General features: G+C 44.6%; 8 protein-coding genes. 5 read left to right on the forward strand and 3 right to left on the reverse strand.

Annotated features, from left to right (window positions below):
* Positions 1-35 precede the first annotated feature (35 nt).
* The 5 genes from tilS (at position 36) to DDR33_RS16960 (ending at position 5,381) form a co-directional block, all read left to right on the forward strand.
* Positions 36-1,385 carry a tRNA lysidine(34) synthetase TilS gene (tilS, locus tag DDR33_RS16940; RefSeq protein WP_109416990.1) on the forward strand — a complete coding sequence of 450 codons (1,350 nt, stop codon included), beginning with the start codon at positions 36-38 and terminating at the stop codon, positions 1,383-1,385.
* Positions 1,375-1,863: a hypothetical protein gene (locus DDR33_RS16945; protein ID WP_109416991.1), complete on the forward strand. Its 489-nt coding sequence runs from the start codon at positions 1,375-1,377 to the stop codon at positions 1,861-1,863. Before tilS ends, DDR33_RS16945 begins: the two co-directional genes overlap by 11 nt.
* 158 nt (positions 1,864-2,021) lie before the next feature.
* The gene (locus DDR33_RS16950; protein WP_109416992.1) at positions 2,022-4,136 is read left to right on the forward strand and encodes a HEPN domain-containing protein; all 2,115 of its coding nucleotides are present in this window, start codon (positions 2,022-2,024) and stop codon (positions 4,134-4,136) included.
* A 26-nt stretch (positions 4,137-4,162) separates the two neighbouring features.
* The gene (locus DDR33_RS16955) at positions 4,163-4,780 is read left to right on the forward strand and encodes a precorrin-2 dehydrogenase/sirohydrochlorin ferrochelatase family protein (RefSeq protein ID WP_109416993.1); all 618 of its coding nucleotides are present in this window, start codon (positions 4,163-4,165) and stop codon (positions 4,778-4,780) included.
* Positions 4,781-4,913: 133 nt separating this feature from the next.
* Complete coding sequence (locus tag DDR33_RS16960; RefSeq protein ID WP_109416994.1) at positions 4,914-5,381, forward strand: RrF2 family transcriptional regulator; 468 nt, start codon at positions 4,914-4,916, stop codon at positions 5,379-5,381.
* Between the two features lie 206 nt (positions 5,382-5,587).
* Here the strand turns inward: DDR33_RS16960 and lnt are convergent, their stop codons facing one another.
* Genes lnt through rsmI form a run of 3 tightly spaced genes read right to left on the reverse strand, consistent with a single transcriptional unit; the run spans position 5,588 to position 8,595 of the window.
* Positions 5,588-7,222 (reverse strand): apolipoprotein N-acyltransferase, encoded by a 1,635-nt coding sequence (gene lnt, locus DDR33_RS16965; protein WP_109416995.1) that lies wholly within the window; start codon positions 7,220-7,222, stop codon positions 5,588-5,590.
* A gap of 1 nt (position 7,223) precedes the next feature.
* On the reverse strand, positions 7,224-7,874 hold the full coding sequence (locus DDR33_RS16970; RefSeq protein ID WP_109416996.1) for a PH domain-containing protein: 651 nt from the start codon (positions 7,872-7,874) through the stop codon (positions 7,224-7,226).
* A gap of 31 nt (positions 7,875-7,905) precedes the next feature.
* Complete coding sequence (gene rsmI, locus DDR33_RS16975) at positions 7,906-8,595, reverse strand: 16S rRNA (cytidine(1402)-2'-O)-methyltransferase (protein WP_109416997.1); 690 nt, start codon at positions 8,593-8,595, stop codon at positions 7,906-7,908.
* Between the last annotated feature and the right edge of the window lie 3 nt (positions 8,596-8,598).

Genomic DNA, 8,598 nt, shown 5'->3' on the forward strand with positions numbered 1-8,598 from the left:
AATTCCCTCTCGTATCTAATATATACCTTTGACACATGTTACCAACAGAACGATTTCTGTCCTATGTTAAACAACATGAGCTCTTTGAGGAGTCAGATAAAGTACTGCTTGCAGTTAGCGGAGGAAGGGATTCTGTATTCATGGTGCATCTGTTTAACGACGCGAAACTCAATTTTGGTATTGCTCACTGTAATTTCGGCCTGAGGGAAAAGGAATCTGATGCAGATGAACTGTTTGTGGAGGAGTTAGCCAGCCACATGAAAGTGCCTTTTTTTAAGATAAAATTCGAAACAGGCGCTTATGCGGAGACAAACGGCATATCCATTCAGATGGCCGCCCGCACGCTCCGGTATGAGTGGTTTGAAAAAATAAAGACAGAAAATGACTACCGGTACATAGCAGCCGCCCATCACCAGAGCGATGCAACGGAAACCGTGTTGTTAAATCTTGTCAGAGGAACCGGCATATCAGGGCTTCATGGTATTCTCCCCAAACGGGGGGACGTTATCCGTCCTCTGCTGTTCCTCAAAAGGGAGGAGATTGACAGATATGTTGACCAGGAGGAGTTGTCTTTCAGGGAAGATAGTTCCAATGCCTCCGATAAATATTCCAGGAACAAGATAAGGCTGAAGGTAGTGCCGGCATTAAAGGAATTGAACAAAGATCTTGATGAGACCTTTGCAGAAAATAGTAAACGCTTCCGGGAGCTTGAAGAATTTCTGAAAACTCGGGTAGAGGCCCTGCGTTCATCCTTATTCCGGAACACTGCACGGGGCGAAATCTCTATTTCCACCAATGACCTGAAAGATCTGTATCCCCGGCAGCTGCTGCTTTTTGAACTATTCAGACCGTTTGGATTCCAGGACTCAGTATTGCGCGACCTGGCAGGCAGCCTCAATAGTCAGCCCGGGAAAATCTTTGAATCTTCCACGCACGCGCTATTGCTAGACAGAAACCAGTTGCTTTTGCGTGAAAAATCCTCAGAAGCCTCCCGTGAAGAATTTATATATGCAGAGAGTACTCAGGTAGGTTTCAAAAACGGCATTTTAAAAATCAGCATCGCTGATCGGGAGAACACCGCACTATCTGCCGATCCCCGGTTTGCATTTTTTGATGCCGCCCTGTTACAATTTCCCCTTAAATTACGTCTATGGAAAAAGGGGGATTATTTTCATCCGTTCGGAATGAAAGGAAAAAAGAAGCTAAGTGATTTCTTCACCAGTATCAAATTACCTTTATTCGCGAAAAACGAAATTCCGGTCCTGGAGAACGGAAATGGCGATATTATCTGGGTAGTAGGGCTGCGTTCGGACGATAGATATAAAATCAGCCCCCGGTCGAAAAAAGTTCATACATTAGAATATATAAAAATACATGAGCAGTAAAGCCACTTTTAAAGAAAAGCAATATCTGGGCAGGGATTATAGCAGGATCAGTATCCGGCTTGTAATGATCCTGTTTTGCTTTGCAGCCTACTACATCAACATCGAACGGGATAAGAACGGAGAGCTGTTCCTGGTAGTGGGGTCCTCCATTCTGATCGTCTCCCTGATCATGCTTTTTATGGTGCATTACAGAACAACGGTGATCAATAAAAGTGTAATAATAGATGGTTTATGGACAACCAGGCTCGTGAAGATTGATCTTAACAGCATCGTAAATGTCGAACGGGTTAAATACAGCTCCTATATTATCAATAACCCGGTATATAATCTCCACACCAAAGGAAAGATCCGCTTTTACGCGGGGGGAAAGGATGCTGTAAGCCTGACCGACCGTGGCGGGCTTGAATATGTAATAGGCACTCAATGCCCGGAAGAGCTTGAAGCTGCAATAAAGCAGGAGATGAACATCAGCAGATAGAAACTTTAAAATTTCCGGCTTTCGTGTAAAGAGAATCCAGATAGCCTGCCTGAAATACCTCTTATTGCCTGAACTCAGCAAGCCCGCCTAATTGCAAAAACATTTCGGCAAGCTGGATTATTTCCTTATTTTTGAAATAACTATTAACTCTATAGAGAATGCAAGGATTCAGAACAGAACTGGAAAATCCACTGGTACAGAAGGACATTATTGAACTTGAGAGAAAGATCAGGCTCTTCAGGGAAGGCAAGATCCATGAAGAGAAATTCCGTAGTCTGAGACTTGCAAGGGGAGTATACGGACAACGCCAGCCGGGCGTGCAGATGATCAGGATAAAACTTCCTTACGGCCGTCTTACGACTCAGCAATTATACCGGATATCCGACGTTTCCGACGAATATGCAACAGGAAATCTTCACATCACCACCCGCCAGGACATACAACTTCACTATGTAAGCCTGGAGCGGACTCCTGAACTATGGGCCGAACTGGAAAAGGATTCGGTGACCCTGAGAGAAGCTTGCGGAAATACAGTAAGAAACATCACCGGGTCGGCAATGGCAGGTGTTGATCCCGGCGAACCGTTTGATATTACCCCTTATGCTCATGCATTCTTCGAGTACTTTTTAAGAAATCCAGTCTGCCAGGATATGGGGAGAAAGTTTAAAATGGCTTTTTCTTCTTCAGACAACGATACAGCATACGCCTTTATGCATGATCTCGGTTTCATTCCTAAAGTAAAATTTGAGAATGGCACAGAGATAAGAGGCTTTAAAGTGGTGCTTGGCGGCGGCCTGGGCTCCCAGCCTCATATTGCGGAAGAAGTAACTGATTTTCTGCATGAAGATCACATTATCCCTTTCGCAGAATCCGTGATCCGGATATTTGACCGGTATGGAGAAAGAACAAAAAGAAATAAAGCCCGGTTAAAATACCTCATTCAGGAGATAGGCAAAGATGCATTCCTTGAACTTGCAGAAAAGGAACGTCTTGCTCTTAAGAATAAAACCTATAAGATTAACCGGCAAACAGAGGCTCCTCAGGTGCCGGAAACTATTTTCCCGGCACCTGAGATCAGCAATCCTTTGAAATACGAGCAGTGGCTGCGCACCAACATCGCAGCCCAGAAACAGGCCGGATATGTAACAGTTGGCATCAGGGTACAAAACGGAGATATCAAAACTCCTGTAGCAAGAAGATTTGCCGCCCTGGTAAGAGAGGTAGCGGCCGACGATATCAGGCTTACCAATACCCAGGGAATTCTGCTTCGTTTTGTTAAAGAAGAAAATCTCCCATATGTATTTGAACAGCTAAACAGCCTTGGTCTGGCAACTCCCGGGTTTGAGAGTGTAGCCGATATCACATCCTGTCCGGGCACAGATACCTGTAATCTGGGGATCTCCAATAGCACAGGTATCACAAGGGAACTTGAAAGAGTGTTATTGGAAGAGTTTCCTGATCTGATATACAACCGTGATATTACCATAAAGATCAGCGGGTGTATCAATGCCTGCGGACAACATGCAATGGCCGCAATTGGCTTTCATGGTTCAAGTATGAAGATCGGTAAACTGGTAGCTCCGGCGCTACAGGTGTTGCTTGGAGGCGGCCCTACCGGGAACGGGACAGGTGTCGCCTCAGAAAAGATCATTAAAGTACCCAGCAAGCGTGGTCCCCAGGTACTCCGTACGCTTCTTGAGGACTACTTTGAAAATTCACAGGAAGGAGAATTATTTAACCAGTACTACAACAGACAGGGGAAAATCTACTTTTATGACCTCTTAAACCCACTTGCCAGCCAGGAGAATATCACTCCCGACGATTTTATAGACTGGGAACATACAGAGGCTTACAAACCTGCAATAGGAATCGGGGAATGTGCAAGTGTGATGATCGATCTTGTAGCAACACTCCTTTTTGAGGCCGAAGAACGGATTCAGTGGAGTTCAGAGGCTCTGGAAGCGGGAGATTATGCAGATGCTGTTTATCATGCATACACGGGATTTGTCAATTCAGCAAAAGCTATCCTTATATCAGATGGAATTAAAACCAATACGCAGGCTGGAATAATAAGAGATTTTGATGCTAAATTTGCAGAAACAGGATTGATCAGCCTCCCGGTCAGTTTCAGTGAGCTGGTATATCAGATCAATCAGCAGGAACCATCAAAGGAGTTTGCAGAGGCATACCTGGATCAATCCCGGCTGTTTAACCAGCAGGTGAGCGAATACAGAAGCATGCAGCTGGCAGGGGAAACGGTTGATAAAGCCTGACCGGCATCCCTAATTTTTTAATTGCAATGAAGTCTCAAAGTCCGCAGTCGTCGAATACACTCTTTCCAGTCTTTCTGAAACTTGAAAAGCTGAATGTATTGCTGGTGGGCGGGGGTAATGTTGCACTTGAAAAATTAGGTGCCCTTCTTGGCAACTGTCCTGAAGCAAGAATTAAACTGATTGCTACAGAGATCAGCGGAGAAGTACGGGCTGTACTTTCAACCAGTCTTATTCCGTTTGAAGAACGACCTTTCGGTCAGGATGATCTCCAAAATATCGATCTTGCTATTATAGCGGTGAATGATCCTGATGCAAGCTCGGCGATCTACCAGCAATGCAGGGAAAGGAAAGTTCTGACAAACGTAGCCGATAAACCTCATCTCTGCGATTTCTATCTCAGCTCAGTGGTGCAAAAAGGGAACCTGAAGATCGCAATTTCCACCAACGGCAAATCTCCTACGGTAGCCAAGAGAGTAAAAGAGGTATTGAATGAAACATTTCCGGAAGAAATAGAAGCGATTTTGAATAACATGCAGAAGATCCGGAACTCACTCAGAGGCGACTTTTCTGAGAAAGTAAAACAGCTCAATGAGATCACAGAGATACTAGCGAAAAAAGGAGAATTACCCGGCGAGCCGGATTAGTGGCTGCAAAGCCTGACACTAAATTAACCTCCGGTGGTATACCCTGCTGGTAAAGGACGTTTTCCTGATTTGCATATCAAAACAATTTCATCTAAGTTTGTTGACTATATACTTACTATATATACTAATTGTTTTGCTTACCAAAAAGACTAAATACGCCGTAAAGGCCCTGATGGCACTCGCGCGGAACAAAGAAAACAAGCCGATGCTGATCTCTGAAATTGCGACCAGAGAACAACTCCCTAAAAAGTTTTTGGAAGCAATTCTCCTTGAATTAAAAAGAAACGGATTCCTCGGCTCAAAAAAAGGAGCAGGGGGCGGATACTACCTGATGAAGAAAGCAGAAGAAATTAAATTAGCCGCCATCATCAGAATTATTGACGGCCCTATCGCACTACTCCCCTGCGTGAGCCTTAATTTCTACGAGCGTTGCGAAGAGTGCACTAACGAGATATACTGCGGCATCCGGGATGTCATGAAAGATGTCAGAGACGCGACTTTAAAGATACTCGGTGAAACAAGCCTTGCTGATATGATTGCCCGGGAAGACGCTATCCGTGAGAAACTTCCGGAGGGAGAAACGCAGCAATTCTTCCATTAAAGCCATCCGGCAGAATCTTTTCTATCAAAGAACAAATCCCGATAACAGATTTTTGTTGTAACAATTGTGTTTCATTCAACAAACAAACAGGATAAGCTGATTGTTATCAACATACCCTTTATTTTAAACCAAAGTATTTTCTTAAGAAAAACAAAGGTTGGGTGATGAGGGTTAAGCAAGCGGTCAGGCAACATTGTCTGGCCGTTTTATTTTTCTACAGCAGGATCACGTTTTTTGAACCTCATGAACACCATAAATATCAGAAACATCAAGCTTAGGATCACTCCCACTCTCGCAATGTAATCTCCGTGCCTTACATAAAATGTTAAATCGTCATTAAGGTTTATATCGTCTTTCAGCGCTGTTGCTTCCCACCACTTTGTTTTCCTGGTGACATCCCCTCTCTGGTTTATGAAACAGGAAATACCGGTATTAGCAGACCGCGCTACCCACCGCCTCGTTTCAATGGCGCGCAATTTGGCATAATCCAAATGCTGATCCTTTCCGGATGTATTCCCCCACCACCCGTCATTCGTAATAATGGCTATAAACTGAGCCCCTTGTTTGACATAATCAGCTACATACTCTCCGAAAATCGATTCGTAACAAATGACCGGAGCTACCCCCATACCGCTTTGAGCATAAAAAACAGACGGCCGCTCCTGGCTTCCAAATCCACCTGAAGATCCGCCAAAGGCAGAAAATACGGGTTTAAGGAAAGAAAGGGCACTGGCAAAAGGCATGCGTTCGACACCGGGCACCAGCTTTGATTTATGATAAAACTGAACCTTTGCTGAGTTTTCTATATTCACAGCAGCGTTGAAATAATCGGAATACTTTCCTAACTGCTCCACAAAGCGGGCGGTAGGTGTCTTTACCGTATCATAAAGAAGATAACTTTCAATACCGGTCAGCACATTGCCGTTCTTGTACTTATACAGGAAGCTCTGAACTGCAAGAAAATTTTCATTGGTTCTTATTTCATCCTCATTAGTCAGTTTCGAAATAGAAGTTTCAGGCCATATAAAGTATTCTGTATTGGGCTGTCCTAAAGAATCTGAGAGTTTGGTAAGCTGCCTTACCTGCTCCACAACAGGAATAGCATCCCACTTCATATAGGGGTCGATATTGGGTTGAACCACTACTACATTTGCAGGATTCTTCTTCTCCTGATATTTTCCGTATATGAACAGTGAAACGGATATAGGAACTATTACCCATGCAGCCAGGATCAGGGAGAGCCGCTTTTTCATAGCAAAACCCTGGGGAGTTGTTTCTTTTTGCGAAGCAAGCTCAAAAGCAAGGATATTTCCAACCAATATCCACAGCGACCCGCCATAAACACCTGTATACTCGTACCATTGAACAAGGGAATGTGATTCAGCAAAGCCATTTCCCAACGTCATCCATGGAAATGCCAGGTCCCACGTCTGATGAAGGAACTCATAAGCAATCCAGAAGCACACGAGCCCACTGTAGGCGATGCCGCGGGAAACATAGCGTCTCAGGCGAGAGTATAGCCAGAACGCCAGGGTCATAAGCAATGCCGCCAACCCAAATGGAACAATGGATATTAAAGCAGCGATCCAGACCGGGTTAACAGAGGCAATGGAGTTAAAAACCCAGTAAATACAAGAGGTATTCCAGATCAGACAGGTCATTCCTGCGAGGAGGAAAACCTTCTTCCCTTTAACGCGCGAGTCCGATTGAATAATATTCTCCAGTCCGCTTAAAAGCGGCACAAAAGCAATCAGCAGCAAAGGCGCTGTAAAGCGAATGGGAGGCCATGCGAGCCACAATAAAAAGGCACTTAAAAGCCCTAACAGGTAATTTCTTTTCACGTTACAACTGAGATAAAATATCCGCCTTCTTGGCTTCGTATTCCTCCTGCGAAATTAACTGCTTTTCGAACAAGACTTTCAATTTTTTAAGCTTTTGAGTCACCTCGTCCTCCGTTTCTGCAACCGGAGCCGGAGGGGGAACAACGGGTTCCGCTTCTGGTTCAGCAATAACGGGCGGCACAATTTCAGGCTGTGTCTGAGAACGGGAAGTATCAAAAGATGCCTGCCGCGTTTCTTTCTCCTGTTTCTCCTGCTTCAGTTGCTCCTTCAAAATGTCCAGTTGCTGGTTAGAAAACTGATAAAGCTTTCTTGCCTGAACTTTTGGGATATAATCAATCGTGAAATTTTCTCCTCTCATGGGCACAACGGTAAGTTTTGCGCCAAAGAACTCTTCCTTAAAAGAGACTTCCTTTACATCTTTCCATGAATAAATCTCAAAGCTGGTAGTCAGACCTAAATTTCCCGGAATACAAAAAACGATCCGCTTGTCGGTCGCTACCACAGAATCAGGGATCAGGTTGACCGCTGGTTTCTTCTGAACAGCGAGATAGAGTACCTGTTCTCCCGGGTAAAGCATGTCATTTAACTTTCCTAAAACCTTTTCTGCCGTTTTAGGATCCTGTTCATCTGTTAAAAATTGTCCGAAGTTCATTGAGTTTTAGGTTTCTTATTTTGTAAATAATTTAATCGCCGCTCCTGTCTTTCCCTTTTCCTCCGATGCAAATTACGAATTCTCCTTTTAAAGTATGCGTCTCAAAATAGCTTTTAATTTCAGAGAGAGATCCTCTCACTGTTTCTTCAAATACCTTCGTCAGTTCCCGCGATACTGCGGCAGACCGGCCGGCACCAAATACCGCAGCGAACTCCTCAAGCGTCTTTAAAAGGCGGTGCGGCGATTCATAGATAATCATTGTCCTCTCCTCTTCTGCCAGTTCCTTTAAGCGTGTTTGCCTGCCTTTCTTTACAGGAAGAAAACCTTCGAATGTAAACCTGTCCGTTGGCAGGCCTGAGTTTACAAGAGCGGGAACAAAGGCTGTTGCCCCCGGCAAACATTCCACTTCTATCCCATTCTTTAAAACCTCACGTACGAGGAAAAACCCGGGGTCCGAAACAGCAGGAGTCCCGGCGTCTGATATAAGCGCCACCATCTGACCTTCTTTCAGGAACCTGACAATCTCGGCACTGGCTTTATGTTCATTATGCTGATGGTGTGCGAATACCCGCTTGTCGATACCGAAGTGCTTGAGAAGAGGCGCACTGGTACGGGTATCTTCCGCTAAGATTATATCGGCCTCCTTCAAAACCCTGACTGCCCGGAAAGTTATATCCTCCAGATTACCTATCGGAGTAGGCACGAGATACAGTTTGCTCATTTA

Origin of the sequence: Pararcticibacter amylolyticus (genome assembly GCF_003130405.1) — a bacterium.
GTDB classification, from domain to species: domain Bacteria; phylum Bacteroidota; class Bacteroidia; order Sphingobacteriales; family Sphingobacteriaceae; genus Arcticibacter; species Arcticibacter amylolyticus.